This is a genomic window from Brevundimonas sp., from assembly GCF_044239655.1.
Taxonomy (GTDB): Bacteria; Pseudomonadota; Alphaproteobacteria; order Caulobacterales; family Caulobacteraceae; genus Brevundimonas.
Window position 1 is genome coordinate 1 of the sequence record NZ_JBIIAY010000008.1, and the last position, 19,124, is coordinate 19,124.

Below are 19,124 nucleotides of genomic sequence, written 5' to 3' on the forward strand. Positions count from 1 at the left end.
GGCGGTGAAAACGCCGAGGTCGTGGTGTCCAAGGACGGTTTCGGCTTCAAGGTGGACTGTTGGGTCCGTCTGGCGTCGGGGCAGACCCTCGTGACGACGGGCATGGGCGGTGACGCCCATTCCGCCTTCACGGAAAGTCTCGACAAGCTCGAGAAGCGGGTGCGTCGCTACAAGCGACGGCTCAAGGACCACCACGCCGGGCCCAAGGGCCTCTCCCCCGAAAAGACCGAAATGGCTGCGGCCGAGGTCGCCCATTCGATCGTGTTCCGTAACCCCGATGAGGTCGAGGACGAGGTCTTCGGCGATGCGGGAACCCAGGACGGCCCGCCGCCCGTCGGCATGGTGATCGCCGAAACCCAGAGCGAGATCCGCACCATCACCGTTGGTCGTGCCGTCGCCGAGCTAGACATGACCGGCTATCCGGTCGTGCTCTTCAGGAATGCGGCGCACGGCGGCCTGTCGGTGGTCTATCGTCGGCCTGACGGAAACGTCGGCTGGATCGACCCGGAACGGACCATCAAGTCCAACGGTGCCGCCAAGAGCAACGGACACGCTTCCGCAAGCGTTTAGGGCGTAGGGCTATGCGAAGGCGGGCGGAGCGTCTAAACGGCGCCCGCCCGCCGATCGTGGGCTGTCAGTGGATTTGAGTCGGGGATAGCATGGACATCGATGACCTGCTCGCGCCGGACGGTATCGTCCTGCGCAGCGGCGCTTCGTCAAAGCGCCAGGCACTGCACGTCGTCGCCGAGGCGGCGGCGCAGTCGTTGAACCTCGACGCCGACCGGGTGCTGGACGCCCTGCTGGAGCGCGAGGCCCTGGGCTCCACCGGCCTGGGATCCGGCGTCGCCATTCCACACGCCCGGATCGAGGGCCTGAGCCGAATCTGCGCGGTCTTCGTGCGTCTGGACGCGCCGGTGGCCTTCGGCTCGGTGGATGACCGGCCCGTGGACCTGCTGTTCGCGCTTTTCGCCCCGCCCCGCGACGGTGCCGAACACCTCAGGGCTCTGGCGGCGGTGTCGCGCGCCCTGCGTTCGCCGGAACTGCGCGAGAAGCTGCGTCACGCCCGCACCGTCGATGCGGTCCACGCCCTTTTCGTGCGTAACGAGGCGGCGACCGCAGCTTAAGTCTGGCTCAAAGGCTGACTGGCCGTCAGCCCAGCATCAATGCACCGAAACGGGGGCCAGCTCGTGGGCCACGGCGGCGGCGAAGGCGGTCTCGCGATCCATCATCACGGCCAGCCGCTCGCCGTTCGCGCCATGCACGGCGTACAGGGTCTGGTCCGGATCGATGTCGAAGCCGCCCAGATCCTTCAACGGGGTGTCGCTGAGCACGTCGGCGGCCGTGATCTCGCGCACATAGACGAGGTCCGGGGCACCGAGGCCGGCGAAATCTTCCTTGGTCATACGCGTCGACAGCATCGAAACGCCTCCTTCTGGATGGGGTAACGCCCGGTTCCCCGGACGGTTCGCATCAAGGCTCTGATCGGTCGCGATCAGGCCGAGCGAATGGGAATGCGACGCACGGCCGCCACATGGTCGGGCCGCTTCATGTCGACGTGCAGCAGACCGTGCTCCAGCGCGGCTCCCTCGACCTCCAGCCCGTCGGCCAGGACGAAGCTGCGGACGAAACCGCGTGCCGCGATGCCGCGATGCAGGAACGCCTGGTCCGCCTCGCCGACCGGCTCGCGCTTGCCGGCGATGGTCAGCTGGCGACCTTCGAGCGTCACAGTCAGGTCATCGGGCGTGAAGCCGGCGACGGCCAGAGTGATCCGCACCTCGCTCTCGCCGCGTTGTTCGACGTTATAGGGCGGATATGACTCGTTCGCGGCCTTGGCGGCGCGGTCGATCAGGGCCCTCGTCTGGTCGAAGCCGAGCAGAAAGGGGCTGTCGAACAGGATGGTTCGTGTGGTCACGGTGGCGAGTCCTTGGGTCAAGCGACTGTGACGCCCATCCCCCTGAAGCGGCGAGATCGGCGTCGGGCCTGAATATGGGGGACGCGGACGAACCTGCAACCGCCTCGTGGACTTCGAGCCCTCAGGCGGCCGCCACCGCCGCCACGCCTTGCGTCCAGGGCGGCGTGGGCAATCCCTTGCCGAGCAGGAAATCGGCGTTGAACAGCTTGGACGCGTAGCGAGAGCCTGGATCGCACAGGCAGGTCACGATGGTCTTGCCCGGCCCCAGATCGCGGGCCAGCCGCACGGCCCCCGCCAGGTTCACCCCCGCCGATCCGCCCAGCGACAGCCCCTCGTACTGGACCAGGTCGAACAGGATGGGCAGGAACTCGGCGTCCTCGATCCGATAGGCATGGTCGGGCTTGAAGCCTTCCAGATTGCCCGTGATCCGCGCCACCCCGATGCCCTCGGTGATGGAAGATCCCTCCGACGTCATCAGCCCTTGCGTAAACCAGTTGAACATGGCCGCGCCCGCCGGGTCGGCGATGGCGGTCCGGATGTCCGGGTTCTGTTCTTTCAGGTACTGCGACACGCCCACGATGGTCCCGCCCGAGCCGATCGCGCTGACGAAGGCGTCCACCCTGCCGTCGGTCTGGGCCCAGATCTCGGGGCCGGTCGTGGCATAGTGGGCCTCGCGATTGGCCAGGTTGTCGAACTGATTGGACCAGATCGCGCCGTTGGGTTCCGACGCGTTCAGCTCGCCCGCCAGCCGCCCCGAATAGTGGACGAAATGGTTGGGGCTCGAAAACGGCGCGGCGTCGACCTCGACCAGCCGGGCCCCCAGCGAGCGGATCGCCTGCTTCTTCTCGTCCGACTGGGTGCGCGGGATGACGATCACGACCGGATGGCCGAGCGCCGCCCCGACCAGGGCCAGGCCGATGCCGGTATTGCCCGCCGTCCCCTCGACGATGGTCCCGCCGGGCTTGAGCGCACCCGACGCCCGCGCCGACTGGACGATCGACAGGGCGGCGCGATCCTTGATCGAGCCGCCGGGGTTCATGAACTCCGCCTTGCCCAGGATTTCGCAGCCGGTCAGGTCCGACAGGCGGTTCAGCCGGATCAGCGGGGTGTTGCCGATCAGGTCGGTGATGGATGCGGTGGTCACGGGCGTACTCTTCAAGCAGGGGTCGGTCAGGCGGCGATCGGTTCGCGGCGTTCGACGTGGATACCACATTCCGTCTTGTCCAGCCCCGACCAGCGACCGGCGCGTGCGTCCTCGCCCTGCTGCACCGGCCGGGTGCAGGTGTGGCAACCGATCGACAGGTAGCCCTGCTCGACCAGAGGATGGCGGGGCAGGGCGTGGGCGACCAGATGATCCTCGACGTCGTCTGCAGACCAGTCGGCCAGCGGATTGACGCGCAACACCCCGTCCAGAACCTCGAACGGCTTCAGCCCGGCCCGCGTCGAGGCCTGATGACGCTTCCTGCCGGTCACCAGGGCGGTGAAACCGACCGTGGCGCGGGCCAGGGGCCGGGTCTTGCGCAGGTCGCAGCAGGCATCGGCGTCGGTCTTCCACAGGTCGTCGCGGGCGTCGAGATCGGCCTTTTCCTGCGGATCCGGCGTGACCAGCCGCACGTCGGTCAGACCGAGGCTGGCGGTCAGCTGCGACCGGTATTGCAGGGTCTGGAAGAAATGCTGGCCGGTTTCCAGAAAGACGACGGGCAGGTCGGGCCTTTCGTCCGAGATCAGATGCAGCAGGGCGGCCGCCTCGGCCCCGAATGACGAAATGGCGGCGGTCTTCAGCCCCAGGGCCGGGTCCAGCGCAGCCTTCAGGATGGCCGCTGCATCCTGTCCAGCGACCTGTTCGTTCAGGCGCGCAGCCAGAGCATGCAGGTCGCCGTCAGGCTTTGGGGGCAGGGCAGGGGGCGTCGTGCTCCGGGCGGCGGCGCGGCGCTGCCAGATGGTCGGGACCGGATCGATCGCGGCCTGATAGGCGGCGTCGAAGGCGTGATCCATCCGCTCCCAGGTCGCCCTGTCCGCCCCGGGATTCAGCTCGACCGCATCAAAGCCCGAACGACGCAGGTGTCGGGCCTGATCCGGCAGGATCTTGCCGGCGGCGATCAGCCGACCCGTGAAGCCCCGCTCGCGCAGGATCGCGCCCAGCGAAAAGCCCCGCCCGTCACGAAACGCCTCGAACTCCAGAACCAGCACATCGGTCTCTCGCGCCGCCGCCTCGACCTGGTCCAGCGGCGTTGTCACCGACAGTCGAGGGCCATTGTGGATCCCGTCAAGCAATTCCAGCTCAGGCGGCGACATCGGCGACCTCCGGGTTCGAGAACGGCGCATAGATGGCCTCGCGGAACGGTTCGGCCCCGGTACGGCGGACGGTGTCGATGAACCGCTCGCCGTCGGTGCGGATATCCAGATAGCGATCCAGGGCCCGGGTGATGGCCCCGGGCACCTCGTCGGCCGGCAGGGACCGGCCCACGATCTCGCCCAGCGCCGCCTGTTCGTCGGGGGAACCCCCGACCGTGATCTGGTAGTATTCCTCGCCCTTCCGATCGACGCCCAGCACGCCGATATGGCCGACGTGGTGGTGACCACAGGCATTGATGCAGCCGCTCATGTTGATGCGCACCGGCCCGACCCGCTCCTGATAGTCCAGGTCGGCCAGCTGTTTCGACAGGGCCTGGGCGACCGGGATCGAGCGGGCGTTGGCGAGCGAGCAATAGTCCAGGCCGGGGCAGGCGATGATGTCGGTCACCAGGTCGGCATTGGGCGTGCCCAGCCCGGCTGCCAGCAGCTCGCGCCACAGCGAGGGCGTGTCGTCCAGCCGGACGTGGGGCAGGACGAGGTTCTGCTCATAGGCCGCCCGGACCTCGTCGAACGCGTATCGCTCCGCCAGGTCGGCGACGACCTCCATCTGCGCGTCGGTGATGTCGCCGGGCACGCCGTCCAACGGCTTCAGCGAGATGATGACGCTGGCGTATCCCGCCTGCTTGTGCGGCCGGACGTTGTTCCTGCTGAACCGCGCGAAGTCGGGATCGGCCAGGACGGCGCGGTCGAACGGGGCGCTGACCCTGGGCAGGTCGGCGAACGCGGGCGGGGCGAAATAGGCCTTGATGCGATCCGCCTCGTCCTGCGGGATCGCAAGGGCTTCGCGTCTCAGCGTCGCGAAATGCGCGTCCACCTTCTCGCGGAAGGCGTCGATGCCCAGCGACGCGACCAGGATCTTGATCCGCGCCTTGTGGATGTTGTCGCGCCGCCCTTCCAGATTCCAGGCCCGGACGATGGCGGTCAGATAGGCCAGCAGGTCCTCGGCCGGGACCGTCGCGATCTCCTGGGCGATGTGCGGCAGCCGCCCCTGACCCCCGCCGACGAAGACGCGGAAGGCCGTGCCCCCGTCCTCGCCCTTCACGATCTGCAAGCCGACGTCATGGGTGCGGATGGCGGCGCGGTCGGTCTCGGATGCGATCACCGCGATCTTGAACTTGCGCGGCAGGAAGCTGAACTCGGGATGGATCGTCGACCATTGCCTCAGGATCTCGCACCACGGACGCGGATCCTCCAGCTCGTCGGCCGTGGCCCCCGCGAAGACGTCGGTGGTGACGTTCCTGATGCAGTTGCCACTGGTCTGGATGGCGTGCATCTCGACCTCGGCCAAGTCGCTCAGGATGGCCGGCAGGTCGGTCAGGGCCGGCCAGTTGAACTGAATGTTGGTCCGGGTCGTAAAGTGACCATAGCCCTTGTCATAGGTCCGGGCGATGTGCGCCAGCCGCCGCATCTGGGCCCCGTTCATGACCCCGTACGGCACCGCGACCCGCAGCATATAGGCATGCAGTTGCAGATAGACCCCGTTCATCAGCCGCAGCGGCTTGAACTCGTCCTCGGTCAGGGCACCCGAAGCGCGCCGCGCCACCTGGTCGGCGAACTCGGCGACCCGTTCCTTGACCAGGGCATGGTCGAACTCGTCGTAACGGTACATCAGGCGGGCTCGCGGTGGTTCAGGCTGTTGCCGACGGTCGGACCGGCCGAGCGGATGGTCTCCTTCAGCCGATCACGCCCGGACGGCGTGTGGCCCGTGACCTCGACCAGATAGGGATTGACCCAGGTGGCAGGTTGCGACGCAGCGGCGATAAGGGCCGCATCGGCGGCATCGCCCTCGAACAGGGCGGCCGAGGCCAGGTCCTCGACCACGGCGGAGGCCTCACCCAGATAGATGACCCGGCCGTCGGACAGCCGGTTGGCGGTGACGATCTTCATGCGACCAGCTCCGCCCGAACGTCCAACTGAGCCGCGCTGAACGCCGCGCATTCGCCGACATAGAGCAGGGCCGGGCCGGTCAGGTGCGCGCGCGCCACCAGCCCACCGAGATCGGCAAGAGTGCCCGTGATCACCCGTTCGTCGGGGCGGCTGCCGTTCTCGACCACCGCCACGGGGGTGGCCGGATCGCGACCCGCTGCGATCAGATTGGCGGCGGTCTCGGCCGCGCGACCGACACCCATATAGACGGCCAGGGTCTGGTTCGGTCCGGCCAGCCGCGACCAGTCCGGTGCGATCCCGCCGGGCTTTTCCTGGGCCGTGACGAAGGTCACCGACTGGGCCATGTCGCGGTGGGTCAGGGGAATGCCGGCCGAGGCGGCGCAGCCGATGGCCGCCGTGATGCCCGGCACGACGAAGACGGGTATGCCCGCCTTGCGCATGGCCTCCAGCTCCTCGCCGCCGCGACCGAAGACGAACGGATCGCCGCCCTTCAGCCGGACGACGCGCTGACCCTTCCTCGCCTCTTCGACCATCAGGGCCTCGATCTGGTCCTGTGGCACCGAATGGTGGCTGCGGCTCTTGCCGACATACAGGCGATGGGCGTCGCGACGGGCGCGGTCCAGGATGGCGTCCGGCACCAGCCTGTCGTGGATGATGACGTCGGCGTCCTGAAGCACCCTCAGCGCCTTCAGCGTCAGCAGTTCGGGATCGCCGGGTCCGGCCCCGACGATGTGGACCACGCCCTGATCCGGTCCGGTCGTGATCTCGCTGGCAGCATTGAGAAGCCGCATCATCTCGCGCCGCGCCTCGGCGGTGCGACCGGCGGCGGCCAGGTCGGCGGCCGGGCCCCGGAAGGCCTTCTCCCAGAACCGGCGGCGGGCCATGAAATCGGGGACGCTGGCGATCACGGTGTCGCGCAGATCCCGCGCCAGCTTCGCCACCTGGGTCAGACCGGCGGGCAGGACCGCCTCGATCCGGCTGCGGATGTCGCGCGCCAGGATGGGGGCCGAGCCGCCCGTGGCGATGCCGATCACCACCTCGTCGCGGTCGATCAGGGCAGGGGTGTGGAAGTCACTGAGCGCAGGCCTGTCGACCACATTGACCTGGGCTCCAGCCGCGCGGGCCAGGGCGGCCAGATCGGTCGCGACCTCGGTGTCCTCGACAGCGATGAAGACCAGCCGTGCCCCGGCCAGATCGGCGGCGACCGGCAGGCGTTCGATCGCCACCGTGCCGCCTTGCGCTGCACCGGGTCCGGTCGGGGCTCCATCGGGCGCGAACCAGACCAGTTCGGCGGGCGTCTTCTGGAACAGCCGCAGCTTGGCCAGCGCGGGCTCGCCGTCGCCGACGATGACGACGCGAGCGCCGTCCATGGGAATGGATGCTAGAAAGACTCTCATGACAGCTCCGCCGGCCTCGATCGGAGGGGCTAGCCTGCCGTGGGTCGTGCGATCACACTCCGCCTGCGGGGTGCGTCGCACAAATCAGATTGTCTTTGTCGGCCTGATAGGATTTCTAACCGCCATGGCCAGACCGCTCCTCCCCCTGAACGCCCTGCGCGCCTTCGAAAGCGCGGCGCGGAACCTGAATTTTTCACGGGCGGCCGACGAACTGTCGGTGACTCCCGGCGCCGTCAGCCAGCAGATTCGCTTGCTCGAGGACATCGTCGGCGGCCCCCTGTTCAAGCGCGAAGCCAAGGGTCTGCAACTGACCGACCTCGGCCGGGGCGCGGTCCCCCTGCTGCGCGAGGGGTTCGAGCGGCTGATGGACGCCTCGTCCCTGCTGCGCGAACCGCCCAAGAAGAAGCAGGTCTCGATTAGCGTCACGCCGTCCTTCGCCGCCAAATGGCTAATGCCGCGCATGGACGACTTCCACGCGGCCCATCCGGAGATCGAGGTCTGGATCTCGGCCGATCTGGAGCCCGCCGTGCTGGGCGAGGGCGGGGCGGATCTGGCCGTGCGTTACGGCCCCGGCGACTATCCGGGTCATGTGGTCGAGCGGCTGATGACCGAGACGGTGTTGCCGGTGATCGCCCCGTCGCTGATGGCCGGCGACAAGCCGATCCGCACTCCCGCCGACCTGGCCGGCCATACCTTGCTTCACGACATGTCCAACGACGGCGATCCCTCGCGCCCCGACTGGGCCATGTGGCTGAAGGCGCGGCGGGTCAAACATTCGGATCCGAGGAAGGGCTCGCGGTTCAACCAGTCGTCGATGCTGATCGAGGCGGCGGCGGCGGGACGCGGCGTGGCCCTGGCCAAACGCACCCTGGCCCAGGCCGACCTCGCCTCAGGCCGTCTGGTCGCGCCCTTCCCGGACGGCAGCGAGGCGGTGGGTTTCGCCTACCACGTCGTCCTGCCGCGCGACCGCCCGCCCTCGCCCAGCGCCACGGCCTTCGTGGCCTGGCTGAAGGCCCAGGCCGTGCATCACGACAATCAGATGGGGCAGCTCTGAAAGGGACGGGGTGGGTGATCAACCCACTTTCTTCAGATTGTCGTCGGAGTTGCGGTCGATCCATTTGTTGTAGGGATCGACGCCGGCCCAGGTCGGACGGGTGGCGGTGACCAGGCGGAAGGTCTGGACGCCCGACCGCAGGGGACGGCGCTCGAAGGCCAAGACGTTGGTGCGGTCGAAGGCCCCCTTGCCCGGCTCGGCCGAGAACACCCCGATGTCGAAGGTCTCGTTCAGCGGTGCCGGGGTCTCCACCCCCTTGCCGTCGGCGTACAGTTTGCGGGCATCGACCGTGATCGTGGTCTCCCACTTGCCGTCCGCGCGCTGACGGACCGCCGTTGCGGTGGTCTTGACGTCATACAGGGTGATCTTCTCGAACAGGTCGGTGATCAGGGCCTGTTTGTCGGCGGGTGCCTCGGCCCGGAGCGCAGCGATCAGGTCGGTCGAGCGGGCATAGGGGGCGCCCTTGAAGGCGTAGCGGGTGACCAGGTTGTGCAGGGCCCGGTTGACCGCCGCCTCGCCGATCTGGTCACGCAGCAAGTACATGACCATCGCGCCCTTGCGGTAGTGGATATACTGCTGGTTCTCGACCCGCTGGAGCGGCAGTTCCTCGATGATCTCGGTGCCGCGCGAACGGAGGTAGTTGTCCAGTTCGAACTTCAGGAAGCGGCGGATCTTGTCGGGGCCATAGGTCTTTTCCATCACCATCATGGCCGAATACTGGGCCAAGGTTTCCGAGAGCAGGGTCATGCCCTGCATGTCGGCACCGACGATCTGGTGCGCCCACCATTGGTGCGCGAACTCGTGCGCGCCGATGTAGGTGACGTAGTCGATCTTGGTCGGATCGCTGAGGTCGGTGATGAAGCCCAGGTTCTCGGACCAGGCAAAGGTGTTGGGCATCGACTGGGCGAAGGACCCGTAGGGGAACTCGCTGATCCGGGCCTGGCGGAACTGATACGGCGAGAAATTGGCCTGGAAATAATCCAGGCTGGTGCGCAGCGCCTGCATCATCCGCGGCACATTCCGGTCGTGGCCGGGGGCGTGATAGACGACCATCTCGACGCCGTTGTGCATCTGGCGCGCGATCTCGTAGCGGGCGGATTGCACCGACAGGAAATACAGCACGGGTGCCTCGGTCACGAAACGGACGGTGCGGCGGCCGTCGCGGGTCACGTCGGAGCGCTGATACCCCGGGGCCAGCGGGGTCTGGTCGGCGTCGGTGGTGACGGTGACGTCGGCGGTGACCCAGTCGGCACCGATATAGTTGCGACCCGTCGCCGACAGGTCTTCGAGCTTGGCGGGGCGCAGTTCGGCGGGCAGGCCGTATTTGCGGCGCTTGGCCCGGTCCTGGAGCAGGCCCTGCGACCGGTCCATGCCGATCAGAGGCGCGAACTCGGCGTTGGAGACGAAGGTCCCGTTGTCGGCCAAACGCGTGGTGTTGCCGCTGACCTTGAAGCCGCGCTGTTCCAGCACAGTGTCAAACGCGACGGTGCGACGCTCGCCCGGCGCCATCGGCGTCGAGAAGCGGTAGATGCGATAGGCGAACTCGGGCCATTCGCGGACCATGCGCGCGCCCTGGACAGTCATGGCCCTGATTTCCAGGTCATCGTTCCAGCGCATGTGCATTTCCGACAGCGGCGCGCCGGTGCGGTTCTCGATCACATAGGTCCCGCGCGTCTCCAGCCGCGGGGCGCGGGGATGAAGGTCGAGGGCCAGCTTGACATCGACGATCGACGGCTGGGGCGTCGTCTCGAACCGGAGCAGGGCCTTTTCGTAGTCGGCCTGTTGCTTCTCCTGAGCGTCCTGGCTGCGATACTCGTTCCAGACATTGGTGTTGACGAAGATGAAGGCACCGAGCCCGATGAAGGCTGCCAGTGCGACGCCGCCGACGACACCGGCGGGGCCCTTCAGCCGGGCAGGGAAACGCTTCAGGCGGGGCATGAGCCGGGTCTCGACCCCGCGTCGCCACAGGCCATAGGCGATGACCAGCAGGATCACGGCCCCGGCGGTCCAGTATGCGTCGGTGACATTGGCGAAGCTGCGGAAATCGCCCAGGCCGTTCATGTCCGACAGGGGGACGCTGATACCCGCGCCGTAGCGGTACAGCACATGGTCGAAGCCCAGGCTGCGGGCCACGATGGTCGAGATCAGATAGACCACCATGATGGCCCAGCCGACGAACTTGTTGGGCGACAGGGACTGGATGAAAATCGCCAGCACCGCCAGGGTCGCATAGCTGAGCGCCTCGGGCAGGACGTACCACAACAGGTATTTGCCGAGCTCGAGGTCGGTGTAGCCCTTGAACAGCTGGACGGAGACACCGGCGATCACCCCCGCGATCAGGATCGAGACCAGAACCAGCACGAGCGCCAGGGTCTTGGGCAGCAGGAAGGTCCAGTCGGGGGTGGACGAGGCGTCCACGATCTCGTGGACCTTGCGCTCGCGGTCGCGCCAGACGAGCTCCCCGGCGTAGTAGATCGAGACGATGATCGCGATCAGGCCGAACGCACCTTGCAACCCCTGGATCACGATCCGGGTGACCAGCAGGGTGGGCGCGCCGTAGATCTCGCCGGTGAACAGAAGCGTGGTCACGGCGAACGCGAAGCCCAGAACGATCAGGACGGCGAAGGCCGGGCTCTTGAATACCAGGGCCATTTCGAAGGCGGTGCGCGAGCTCAGCTGGGCCCAGGCGCTCTTCAGGCCATAGACCGGCGCGGGCAGGGGCCCGGAGGTCGGCGAGACGACGGGTGCCTTGGCCTCCATGACGCGCAGCTTGTCGATCTTCGACGCCTTGGCCCCGCGCACGGATGGGCGATAGAGCGCCCATGCGGCTGCGAGGACGCCTAGCCCCACGGCGGTGAAGATCACCCGGTTCCACAGCAGGACACCGACGAGGGGGGCGTTGACGCCGTTCCGCTCGGCCGCCGTCCAGTATTTGGTGGCCAGGGAATAGGCGCCGGCACCGAAGGGCTCGGCCCAGGCCAGGGCGGTCTCGAATTCGGGCTTGGAGCCCAGCACGCCGGTCGCGGCCAGATAGACGATGAAGACCGCGACGACGCCGACATAGGTCGCCATCATCGAGCGCGTTACAGTGGCCAGGGCGAAGAACAGCGCCGAGGTCAGAAAGACGCCGGGCAGGCCCAGGAACAGATAGGCGTAGATGTAGTCAAAAGGCCTGAAGGCCCCGATGGTCTCGCGGTCGACCCAGGGTGCGAGGGTTCCGGCCAGCACGCCGATCGAGGGCGCGAGAAAGCACAGGGCGACGGCGGCGAAGGCCCCCGCAAACCGGCCATAGAGATAGTCGAATTTCGACAGCCGGCTGGACTGGATCATGGGGCCGAAGCCCGACTGGACGTCGCGCACCACGACATTGGCCACGATGGCGGTGGTCGCCAGCATGAAGAAGGTCGACATCGTCAGGTTCATGATCGCCAGACTGAACGGCGAGTTCTTGAGCACATTGCCGCCCGACCCGAGCGACACATTGCCGGGCGCAGCGACGATGCCGAAGCCCAGCAGGGCGAACAGGATGGCGATGACCCAGAAGGCCGGCTGGCGCAGCTGGTAGCGGAATTCGAAGGCGGCGACCTGGAGGAACATCGTCTTACGCCGCGACTTTGCGCGAGGCGCTCAGGGTCGAGAAATAGACGTCCTCCAGCCCGCCCGAGACCGGCTCGAAGCCCTCGCCCGGACGACGGTCGGACAGGACGTGGATCACGGTGCGGCCGGCGAACAGGCGGGTGGAGATGACCTCGTATTTTGCCTTGGCCTCGTCGAGATCGGCCTTGTCGATGGTCTTCTTCCAGACGCGGCCCTCCATGGATTTCAGCAGGTCGATCGGGGCACCCTGAAGCTGGATCTTGCCGCCCGCCAGCACCGCCATGCGGGGGCACAGGTCTGCGACGTCCTCGACGATGTGGGTCGACAGGATGATGACGACGTTGTCGGCGATCTCGGCGAGCAGGTTGAGGAAGCGGTTGCGCTCCTCGGGGTCCAGGCCGGCGGTGGGTTCATCGACGATGATCAGTTTCGGATTGCCGATCAGGGCCTGGGCGATGCCGAACCGCTGGCGCATCCCGCCCGAGAATCCGGCCAGGGCCTTCTTGCGCACGGACCAGAGATTGGTCTGCTGGAGCAGGGTCTCGACCGTCTCTTTGCGATCCTTGGCCGAGGCGATGCCCTTGAGCACCGCCATGTGATCCAGCATGTCGTAGGCCGAGACGCGCGGATAGACGCCGAAATCCTGGGGCAGATAGCCGAGGGTGCGCCGCAGCTTTTCGGGCTCCTTGATCACGTCGATGCCGTCGAAGTCGATCGATCCCGAGGTCGGGGTCTGGAGCGTCGCGATCGACCGCATCAGGGTCGACTTGCCCGCGCCGTTCGGACCGAGCAGGCCGAACATCCCGGTCGGGATCTCCAGCGAGACGTCGTCGAGCGCCCGCGTACCGTTGCCGTAGACGTGGACGAGATTCTTGATCGACAGCATGGCGAGCCCCTTCGCTAGTCAAGCATACTTGTCACCGTGAAGGGCGGGCGGCAAGTTACAGAACGGTAAGGTTGCGCCTCAGGAATGCATTGTCTCGCCGTGCTGGGAGTAGTCGAGGCCTTCGATCTCGCTCTCCTTGGTGACGCGCAGGCCGGTCGTGAACTTGCAGATCATGAGGACCACGAAGGTGCCGATGGCGCTCCAGGCGATGACGGCGACAAGGCCGATGGCCTGTTTCACGATCGTGGCTCCGTCGGCGACGCCGTTGATGGCGGCATTGGCGAACACCCCGGTCAGCAGGGCCCCGACGATGCCGCCGACCCCGTGAATACCCCAGGCGTCGAGGCTGTCGTCGTATTTCAGCGTGTGCTTCAGCCAGGTGGCCCCGAGATAGCAGACCGGTCCGCCGATGAGGCCGATGATGAAGGCCCCCTTGGGATCGACCAGTCCGGCGGCGGGGGTGATGGCGACGAGGCCGGCGACGATGCCGGACAACAGGCCCAGCAGGGTCGGGCGCTTGTGCTGGATCCACTCGACGACCATCCAGCCGAGCGCAGCGGCCGCCGGGGCCAGAATGGTATTCAGGGCCGCGACCGAGGCGATGCCGTCGGCAGCCCAGGCGGACCCGGCGTTGAAGCCCAGCCAGCCGACGAACAGCAGGCCCGTACCGATGGCGGTGAAGGCCAGGTTGGCCGGGGCCATATTGTCTCGCCCAAAGCCGTAGCGGGGGCCGAGCACGATGGCGCAGACGAGGCCTGCGACGCCCGCGTTGACGTGGACCACGGCACCGCCCGCGAAATCGAGCACGCCGAGCGAGCCCAGATAGCCGCCGCCCCAGACCTGATGGCAGATCGGCGCATAGACGATCAGATGCCACAGGCCGAAGAAGAGCAGACTGGCCGAGAATTTCATCCGTTCGGCGAAGGCCCCGGCGATCAGGGCCGGGGTGATGATGGCGAAGGTCAGCTGGTAGGCGACCCACAGGAACTCGGGCAGACCGGGCGCCAGGCTGTGTGCCGTGTCGATGGTGATCCCGTCCAGGAACAGGGCCTGGACCCCGCCGATAAAGGGGTTGGTCGCCTCCGGCCCCGTGCCGAAGGACAGGCTGTATCCGGCGACGAACCACAGCACCGTGACGATGATCAGGGCGATGGTCGAATGGGCGATGGTGGCGATGATGTTCTTCTTGCGCACCATGCCGCCGTAGAACAGCGCCAGACCGGGCAGGGTCATCAGCAGGACGAGCGCCGTCGAGGTCAGGATCCAGCCCGTCGCCGCATTGTCGATGACCAGCGGTGCCTGATGGGCCAGAAGCGCCGGCTGCGCCGACGCCGCGCCTCCGAGCGCCGTCAGGGCAAGGGTCAGCGGGGCGGCGCGCGCGAGCAGGCGTGGGTTCATCGTCGTGCTTTCAGGGGGAGCGAAAACAAGGGTGGAACCCGGATCATGCGGGTACGGCCAAGGTTTCCGCAAGCCCCCCCTGCGCCGCGGCCTCGGCCTGGGCGACCGGGGTCGGGACGATGCGGACGAAACGGGCGACGCTGTCGGACCAGCTGACCAGGAGCCGGCGCGCGAGCGGCGAGCCCGTGGCCTTGTCGTGGGCCAGGATCAGGGCGTGCAGGCGATCGGCGGCCTCGGGCGTGACCCGGGCAAAGGAGGCCAGGTCGCCGTTCAGCGCCAGGCTCGTCCGGGCCCCGCCGTCGTCCAGAACGAACAGTTCGCCGCCCGACATCCCGGCCGCCAGGTTCCATCCCACGGGCCCCAGCACCACGACACAGCCGCCGGTCATGTATTCGCAGCCGTGGGCACCGAGACCCTCGACCACCGCCTGGGCACCGGAGTTGCGCACCGCGAACCGCTCGCCCGCCGAACCGGCCACGAACAGTCGGCCGGAGGTGGCGCCGTACAGGGTGGTGTTGCCGATCGCGGGCTGGTGCTCGCGCCATTCGATCGGCTTGACGACGATGTCGGCGCCGGACAGGCCCTTGCCGACATAGTCGTTGGCCTCGCCGGTCAGTTCGAGCTTGAGCCCCTTGGCGGCGAAGGCGCCGAAGGACTGGCCGGCCGAACCTGACAGCTTCAGCGTCAGAACCCCGGTCGGGCCGGTCGGGCCCCAGCGGCGCACGATGGCCGAGGAGACGCCCGCGCCGATGGTGCGCATGACGTTCGAGATCGAGTAGCTGAGTTCCGAGGTCTGGCCCCGGTCGAGGAAGGCCCAGGCGTCGTCGAGGACGCGGGCGTCCAGGGTTTCCGGGATCTCGGCGCGGCCCTTGGCGGCCCAGGCCTTCTTCTCGGGGGCCTCGACACGAACCAGCAGGGGGTTGAGGTCGAGGTCGTCGAGGTGCGACCCGCCGCGCCGGACCTGGCGCAGCAGGTCGGTGCGGCCGACGATCTCGTCCAGGGTCCGCGCGCCCAGCATGGCCAGATATTCGCGAACTTCCTCGGCGATGAAGCTGAACAGGTTGACGACCTTGTCCGCCGTGCCTGTGAACTTCTCGCGCAGGCGCGGGTCCTGCGAACAGACGCCGACGGGGCAGGTGTTGGAGTGGCACTGGCGCACCATCAGACAGCCCATGGCGATCAGGCTGGCTGTGCCGATGTTGAACTCCTCGGCGCCCAGGATGGCGGCGATGACGATGTCGCGGCCGGTGCGCATCCCGCCGTCGGCGCGGACCACGACGTGGCTGCGCAGGTTGTTGAGGCTGAGCACCTGATGGGTCTCGGCCAGGCCGATTTCCCACGGCAGGCCGGCGTGCTTGATCGACGACTGGGGCGAGGCGCCGGTACCGCCGTTGTGGCCGGCGATCAGGATGGCGTCGGCCTTGGCCTTGGCCACGCCGGACGCGATGGCCCCGATGCCGGATGCGCTGACCAGCTTGACCGTCACCCGGGCGTCCGGGTTGATCGACTTCAGGTCGTAGATGAGCTGGGCCAGATCCTCGATCGAATAGATGTCGTGGTGCGGCGGTGGCGAGATCAGGGTCGTGCCGACGGTCGAGTGCCGCATCCGGGCGATGAATTCGGTGACCTTGAAGCCAGGCAACTGGCCGCCTTCGCCGGGCTTGGCCCCTTGCGCGATCTTGATCTCGATCTCGCGGCACTGGTTCAGATATTCCGCGGTGACGCCGAACCGGCCCGAGGCGATCTGCTTGACCGCCGAGTTCATGTTGTCGCCGTCCGCCCGGGTGGCGTAGCGGTCCGGATCCTCGCCGCCCTCGCCCGAGACCGAACGGGCCCCGATACGGTTCATGGCGACGTTCAGCACACCATGGGCCTCTGGCGACAGGGCACCCAGCGACATCCCCGGGGTCAGGAAACGCTTCCTGATTTCCGAGACGCTCTCGACCTCATAGACGGGCACCGGTGACAGGTTCTCGCGCCAGTCGAGCAGGTCGCGCGGGGCGTTGTCGGGTTGGGCCCGCACGGCCTCGGAATACTGCTTGAACCGCTTGTAGTCGCCGCGGTTGCAGGCGTCCTGCAGCAGGTGGATCGTCTTCGCGTCGTGGGCGTGGCTCTCCTGGCCCGCGCGGATGCGGAAGAAGCCGCCGATGGCGGGGGAGGGGGTAGCCTCGGTCCAGGCGGCCGCATGGCGACGCATCGCCTGCTGCTCCAGACCGGCCAGGCCGATGCCGGAGATGCGCGAGGGCGCGCCCGGGAAGAATTCGGCCGTCAGGGCGCGGGACAGGCCCAGCACCTCGAACTCGCAGCCGCCGCGATAGGCGGAGATGATGCTGATCCCCTTGCGGGCGAGGGTCTTCATCAGACCGGCCTCGAGACCGGCCTTGTAGTTCAAACAGGCGTCGCGAAGGCTGAGGCCCGGATAGGCCCCGCGATCCAGACGTTCCTGGAACATCTCCTGGGCCAGCCAGGGGTTGATGGCCGTGGCACCGACCCCGACCAGGACGGCGATGCCATGCGGTTCCAGCGCCTCGGACGAGCGCACCACGATCGAGACGAAGCTGCGCAGGCCCTTGTCCGTCAGGCGCAGATGCACCGCCGAGGTGGCGATGATCATCGGGATGGTGATGCGATCTTCGGACGCGCGCTCGTCGGTCAGGACGACAAGGCCCGAACCGTTGCGGACGGCAGTCTCGGCCTCCAGCTGGATGCGGTCGATGGCCGCGCGCAAGCCGGCACCGGGGCGATCACCCTCGGCAGGAAGCGGATACGAACAGTCCAGCGTCACGGTCGAACCGGCGCCGACGACGCCCAGCATCCGCTCGTACATGCCGGTGGTCAGGATGGGGCTGTCCAGGACGAAGACGTTCGTCTGGGCCTCTTCCTCGGCCAGGATGTTACCCAGGTTCTTGAACCGGGTCTTCAGGCTCATCGCCCCGGCTTCGCGCAGGGGATCGATCGGCGGGTTGGTGACCTGCGAGAAGTTCTGGCGGAAATAGTGGGCGAGCGGGCGCGGCAGGTCCGACAGCACCGCAGGTGGCGTGTCGTCACCCATCGAGCCGACCGCCTCCTTGCCGTCCCGGATCATCGGGTCCAGCAACATGTCGAGGTCTTCGCGGCTGTATCCGGCGGCGATCTGGCGACGGGTCAGGGCCTCGCCGGTGGCGGCGCGCGGCTCCGGCCCGGGGCCGATCAGGGGTTCCAGATCGACCATGTTGTCGAGCCAGTCCTGGTACGGATGGGCGGCGGCCAGGGCGTCGATCGCCTCGGCCTCGTTCAGGATCACGCCCTTCTGCAGATCGGCGACGATCATCCGGCCGGGACCGATCGGCAGGCGATAGGCGATCCGGCTCTCGGGCAGGCCGGCGAGACCGGCTTCGGAGCCGGCCAGCAGCAGGCCGTCGTGGGTGACCATGGCGCGCAGGGGACGCAGGCCGTTGCGATCCTTGCCGCAGACGACATAGCGGCCGTCGGTGGCGCAGATGGCGGCGGGGCCGTCCCACGGCTCCATCACCGCGTTGCAATAGGCATAGAGGGCGCGGTGCTCGCCCTTCATCATGCCTTCGTCGCGGGCCCAGGCCTCGGGAATCAATAGAGCCTTGGCCATCGGGGCGGGACGACCCGCCCGGACCAGAACCTCGAACACATTGTCGAGGGCGGCGGAATCTGAGCCGCCCGCCTGGACCACCGGCTTGACGTCGCCGTCATGCTCTCCGAACGCCTGGGCCGTCATGCGGATCTCGTGCGACCGCATCCAGTTCAGGTTGCCCTTCAGCGTGTTGATCTCGCCGTTGTGGGCCAGCATCCGGAACGGCTGGGCCAGCCGCCATTCGGGGAAGGTGTTGGTCGAATACCGCTGGTGGAAGATCGCGTAGGCGGCCTCGAACGTCGGATCCAGCAGGTCGGGATAGAGCTGATCCAGCAGTTCGGCGCGGACCATCCCCTTGTAGATCAGCGACCGGGCCGACAGGGAGCAGATGTAGAAGCCGGGGATGCTCTCGGCGGTCGCGGCCTTTTCGATCCGGCGCCGGCACAGATAGAGTTCACGCTCGAGCGCCTCGGACTGATCGGGGTCGGCCAGGTCGGCGGGGGCGGCCAGCATGATCTGCTCGATCTCGGGCCGGGTGGCATCGGCCTTGGAGCCCACGACCGACAGGTCGATCGGCGTCTGGCGCCAGCCATAGATGTAGAATCCGGCGCGCAGCACCTCGGTCTCGACGATGGCGCGGGCGCGGTCCTGGGCCCCCAGGTCGGTGCGCGGCAGGAAGATCTGGCCGATGGCGATGGGGCCGGGACGGACGGTCTGGCCGATCACCCGGACCTGTTCGGCGAAGAAGGCTTGCGGAGCCTCCACCATCAGCCCTGCGCCGTCGCCGGACAGGCCGTCGGGATCGACCGCGCCACGGTGGGCGACGTTCTTCAGCGACTGGATGGCGTGGACGACGACTTCGCGGCGCGGCTTGCCGTCGATGGCGGCGACCATGCCCACGCCACAGGCGTCCTTCTCCGACGAGGGCTCATAGGCACCGGCGTCGATCAGGCGTTGGCGGTCGGTTTCGTATTGGTTCAGCCAGGTCATCTCAGTCACTTCCAAATCCGTTCATCCCGGCAAGGGCCGGGTCCCCAATCCGTCGCGCGAGG

Annotated in this window: 14 protein-coding genes; 3 read left to right on the plus strand and 11 right to left on the minus strand. The window is 67.6% G+C overall.

The window, feature by feature from the left end; genetic code table 11:
* Both ACILQR_RS02170 and ACILQR_RS02175 read left to right on the plus strand, forming a co-directional pair.
* Positions 1–570, plus strand: a 570-nt coding sequence (locus tag ACILQR_RS02170; RefSeq protein ID WP_395649879.1) for an HPF/RaiA family ribosome-associated protein, incomplete at its 5' end; no start/stop codon positions are given.
* An 89-nt stretch (positions 571–659) separates the two neighbouring features.
* Complete coding sequence (locus ACILQR_RS02175; protein ID WP_395649880.1) at positions 660–1,124, plus strand: PTS sugar transporter subunit IIA; 465 nt, start codon at positions 660–662, stop codon at positions 1,122–1,124.
* Between the two features lie 36 nt (positions 1,125–1,160).
* Here the strand turns inward: ACILQR_RS02175 and ACILQR_RS02180 are convergent, their stop codons facing one another.
* From ACILQR_RS02180 to cysG, 7 genes are all read right to left on the minus strand, one after another.
* Complete coding sequence (locus ACILQR_RS02180) at positions 1,161–1,418, minus strand: DUF1150 domain-containing protein (protein ID WP_271146665.1); 258 nt, start codon at positions 1,416–1,418, stop codon at positions 1,161–1,163.
* A gap of 74 nt (positions 1,419–1,492) precedes the next feature.
* The gene (locus ACILQR_RS02185; protein WP_395649881.1) at positions 1,493–1,912 is read right to left on the minus strand and encodes an Hsp20 family protein; all 420 of its coding nucleotides are present in this window, start codon (positions 1,910–1,912) and stop codon (positions 1,493–1,495) included.
* 121 nt (positions 1,913–2,033) lie between these two features.
* On the minus strand, positions 2,034–3,056 hold the full coding sequence (locus ACILQR_RS02190) for a cysteine synthase A (RefSeq protein WP_395649882.1): 1,023 nt from the start codon (positions 3,054–3,056) through the stop codon (positions 2,034–2,036).
* A gap of 26 nt (positions 3,057–3,082) precedes the next feature.
* The gene (locus tag ACILQR_RS02195) at positions 3,083–4,207 is read right to left on the minus strand and encodes a phosphoadenylyl-sulfate reductase (RefSeq protein WP_395649883.1); all 1,125 of its coding nucleotides are present in this window, start codon (positions 4,205–4,207) and stop codon (positions 3,083–3,085) included.
* Positions 4,194–5,876: a nitrite/sulfite reductase gene (locus tag ACILQR_RS02200; protein ID WP_395649884.1), complete on the minus strand. Its 1,683-nt coding sequence runs from the start codon at positions 5,874–5,876 to the stop codon at positions 4,194–4,196. Before ACILQR_RS02200 ends, ACILQR_RS02195 begins: the two co-directional genes overlap by 14 nt.
* Entirely contained in the window at positions 5,876–6,154 is a 279-nt protein-coding gene (locus tag ACILQR_RS02205) for a DUF2849 domain-containing protein (RefSeq protein WP_395649885.1), read from the minus strand. The genes ACILQR_RS02200 and ACILQR_RS02205 overlap by 1 nt, the downstream gene beginning before the upstream one ends.
* Positions 6,151–7,551, minus strand: a complete 1,401-nt coding sequence (gene cysG, locus ACILQR_RS02210) for a siroheme synthase CysG (protein WP_395649886.1) — start codon at positions 7,549–7,551, stop codon at positions 6,151–6,153. Before cysG ends, ACILQR_RS02205 begins: the two co-directional genes overlap by 4 nt.
* A 124-nt stretch (positions 7,552–7,675) precedes the next feature.
* Here cysG and gcvA point away from each other — a divergent pair, with 124 nt between their 5' ends.
* Positions 7,676–8,605: a transcriptional regulator GcvA gene (gene gcvA, locus ACILQR_RS02215; RefSeq protein ID WP_395649887.1), complete on the plus strand. Its 930-nt coding sequence runs from the start codon at positions 7,676–7,678 to the stop codon at positions 8,603–8,605.
* A gap of 18 nt (positions 8,606–8,623) precedes the next feature.
* Here the strand turns inward: gcvA and ACILQR_RS02220 are convergent, their stop codons facing one another.
* The 4 genes from ACILQR_RS02220 to gltB all read right to left on the minus strand — a co-directional run bounded on the left by ACILQR_RS02220 (position 8,624) and on the right by gltB (position 19,062).
* Positions 8,624–12,202, minus strand: coding sequence for a M1 family aminopeptidase (locus ACILQR_RS02220; protein WP_395649888.1), 3,579 nt, complete (start codon positions 12,200–12,202; stop codon positions 8,624–8,626).
* A 4-nt stretch (positions 12,203–12,206) separates the two neighbouring features.
* Positions 12,207–13,088 (minus strand): ABC transporter ATP-binding protein, encoded by an 882-nt coding sequence (locus ACILQR_RS02225; RefSeq protein WP_395649889.1) that lies wholly within the window; start codon positions 13,086–13,088, stop codon positions 12,207–12,209.
* A gap of 78 nt (positions 13,089–13,166) precedes the next feature.
* Positions 13,167–14,486 (minus strand): ammonium transporter, encoded by a 1,320-nt coding sequence (locus ACILQR_RS02230; RefSeq protein WP_395649890.1) that lies wholly within the window; start codon positions 14,484–14,486, stop codon positions 13,167–13,169.
* A gap of 43 nt (positions 14,487–14,529) precedes the next feature.
* A complete protein-coding gene (gltB, locus tag ACILQR_RS02235; protein WP_395649914.1) occupies positions 14,530–19,062 on the minus strand; it encodes a glutamate synthase large subunit in 4,533 nt (1,510 codons plus the stop codon).
* Between the last annotated feature and the right edge of the window lie 62 nt (positions 19,063–19,124).